This is a genomic window from Kitasatospora sp. NPDC049285 (assembly GCF_040678815.1).
In the GTDB taxonomy this organism is placed as follows: Bacteria; Actinomycetota; Actinomycetes; order Streptomycetales; family Streptomycetaceae; genus Kitasatospora.
Window position 1 is genome coordinate 1 of the sequence record NZ_JBFAQR010000137.1, and the last position, 3101, is coordinate 3101.

The 3101-nt window shown below is 70.2% G+C and carries 2 protein-coding genes; both read right to left on the reverse strand.

Going from position 1 to position 3101, the window contains the following annotated elements:
- Positions 1-243: 243 nt before the first annotated feature.
- Positions 244-771 carry a hypothetical protein gene (locus tag AB0K51_RS34720; RefSeq protein WP_363462274.1) on the reverse strand — a complete coding sequence of 176 codons (528 nt, stop codon included), beginning with the start codon at positions 769-771 and terminating at the stop codon, positions 244-246.
- A gap of 83 nt (positions 772-854) precedes the next feature.
- Positions 855-3011, reverse strand: a complete 2157-nt coding sequence (locus tag AB0K51_RS34725) for a hypothetical protein (RefSeq protein ID WP_363462276.1) — start codon at positions 3009-3011, stop codon at positions 855-857.
- Between the last annotated feature and the right edge of the window lie 90 nt (positions 3012-3101).

Here is a 3101-nt window from a genome sequence, read left to right on the forward strand (position 1 = left end):
CTCAGGTCGTCCGCCACCGCGTAGTAGTCGTCCGCCACCGACCGCATCAGATCCTCATCCGCCTCCGGCCACGGCATCCCCGTCACGAACGAGAAAAAGCCCGCGATCTCAGGCGAAGGATTGATCGACACGACAACAACCACCTATTCGAATTCAACACCATCCGCGGTAGACATCCACCGCTCCCGTAACAGAGAACGGCTGTCCTCACCCCCCCGGCTCACCGCGGATGGTGATGAATCGTCAATCGGTGAATTCGGCGAGCATGATCACGTGGAGCGCGGAGAGGGAGTCCAGGTACGCCTCCTCGCTACTGGGGTCGATCCAGAGGATCACGCCGCCTTCTTCGGCGTGCGGCGGCTGCCCGCCGGCCTCGACGTAGCCGCTGGTCACCAGGACCAGGGGCACCGGCGCGTGCCAGCCCCGCAGCTCGTCCTGCGCGAGCTGCGCCGCGCCGTTCAGCACGGCGAGCTGGTGGCGGGTGCAGCCTGCCGGGCCGAAGTGCGCGAGCAGTTGCGCCTGGAGCAGCATCCGAACCCGGCCGGCGTCCCGTTCGCGGGCAGCCAGCCGCTGGTCCTCGCCCACCTGGTCGAGGTAGCCCGGGATCACCACCTCGACCAGCGGACCCAGTTCATCGGCGTAGGCGCGCCGGGTGCCGCCCTCGACGGCGAGCTCGAAGCGGTAGGCGCTGCCGTCCGGGCGCACCGGCGGCTTCGGGTCCTCGCCCGGCGGTACCGGTACCACGATCGCTCGGGTCTCGTTGTCGGTCATCGTGCACTCCCTGCGGTTAGGCGTCTGTCGTTGCCGTGCTTGTCGTCTTCAGTGTCGCTGTCGTCGGAGTGGCACCCGACGACTCAATGATCTTCCAGGAGCGAGGTCCAGTCCGACGGCGGCATGGTGAGGGTGGAGTTGACGGGCAGCCAGCCCTCCTCCCAGTCGACCGGCGGCGGTTCCTCGTCCGCCTCCGCGACGTTGTGTTGGGGCTGGGTCAGGAGCCACAGCGTCAGTGCTCGCTTCTTCGCCGCCGGGTCGGTGAAGACCAGGTCCACCAACCGGGCGAAGTGGGCGCTGTCCTCGAAGCGGTGCCTGGTCAGCCGCATGCCCTCGGGCAACTCCCGAACGTCCGCCTCCGGCCGGTGCTGAGCGGCCGCCGTGCCGAGCGGGAGTTCCACGTGGGCGCCGAAGTGCTCGCCGGGGTGGTGCTTGGCGTACACGATGATGGCACCCCACAGTTCGACCAGCGCCTGAGTGACCGCGGGGTCGAGGTTCCCGTCGGCGAGCCGGACCTCGAGGTGGTCGTCGTCCTCGCCGTGCACGTGCGAGAAGTTGACCGCGACTTCGCGGCTCTCGCTGAGCTCACGGAGGAAGGGCCCCAGCTCGCGCCCGGACGGTCCGCTCTCCGGCAGGCCGTGGGCGCGCCGGGTGTAGCCGAGACTCGGCACCACGTCGAGCGGTGCGGCGTACTCGGTTCCGCGGTGCTGCGGGCTGTGCGGGTTCTGGCCGAGCTGGTACAGCACGTCCTCGAAGGACTTGACCAGGTTCACCAGGGTCGTCAGCCGAGGGACCGTCAACTCCGGGCGGTCGTGGTAGTCCAGCGAGAAGTGGATGTGCGCGCCCGCGTCACCCGGGTACCCGCCCGCCTCCCGGATCGCCCGCATGACGTCAACGACCGCCTGCCAGGTCTCCGGACGCTCCGGATCCAGCTTGGCGCTCACGTACTCCCCTGCCACCGACCCGTCCAACTCGACCCGCCCGCTGGACAGATCCGAGCCGTACCCCTCGGTCCGGCCGGTGTGGGGCGCGTGCACGCCCGCCACGCTCAGGCCCTGCGCGTGCAGCCGGGCGGCCAGATCCTGCCGGACCTGGTCGATCTCTCCGTCCGTTCCCTGGTGGTTGAACTCGACCTCCAGCCCGAACCGGGCGGGAAGGCGCGGCGCACCGGGCGGACGGACGAAGTCGTACGGCAGCGGGTGCCGGTCCTCGGCACGTTCGAAGATCTCCTCGGTCAGTTGTTCGTAGACCTCGGGGCTCCGCAGTTCCAGTGGCCCGACGGACGGTTGACCGACGTGAGGACCGCCGTCCGCGGGCCCGCCGGTCGCCTCGGCAGGTCCACCTGGTCGGACGTCGGGGTCGTGGTCCATGTTGTCTATCGCTCGTTGCAGCTTGCCCGGCCGACCGGGCGCGGTGGCCTCTGCGCCGATCACCAGCTCGGGCCGCACGCCGCCGAAGAACGCCACCGTGTTCGCACCGTAGGCCAGTCCGTCCTGCTGAGCGGCGGCGATCGTCACCCCGTCCTTGGCGAGCACGCGGAACCGCGTCCAGCCTCCCTTGCCGGCCGGACGGTAGTCCTCGTCCAGCGTCCCCACCACCCACATCGACTTGGCTCGCTCCACTCCGCCCGGAGCGGACAGCACCTCGTGGAGCGGGACGTACCCGCGCTTGGGGTCGGCGTAGGTCGGCCGCAGCTGCGGCGTCAGACCGTTGTAGAAGACCTCGTCCACCTGCGCCCCGACACCGTACGGAACCCAGACGAAGGCTTCGGCGCCTTCCCCCGTGGGAAGGTGCTCCTCGCCCAGGAGGGAACGGTCACCGGGCACGGCCGCCGACCAGCCGGTGTGCGCGATCGCACCCTCGGTGCCGTCGACGGTCCGCACCTCCGACCCCGGCACCGCGAACTGGTCGCGACCCTGATGGCCCGTCCCCGGACTGAACGGCACCGGGTCGCCGAACTTCGCCGCCCCCTCCAACGGGGTCAACCCGGCCGCGGTGTCGGCGGACTCGAAGCCCTCCGGCAGATCACCCTCGATGGTCCCGTCGGCCGTCAACCGGTAGCCGGCGACATCCTCCTGCACCGCCGTGTGCCGCGAGTCGCCACTGTCCGTGAACCTGCGCCACTTCGAGTCCCCACCCACCACGACCACCGGCTTGCCATCGGCCCGCAGCCCCACCTGCTCCGCAACCACCACCTCACGCCCACCGCCCACGGTCGGCACCACCCACACATCACCCACCGGCGCCCGACCCTCGACACCCACCGGCACCAACGGACGCGGATGAGCCGCCTGATGCACCCACAACGCCTCCAACGCGAACCGCACCGA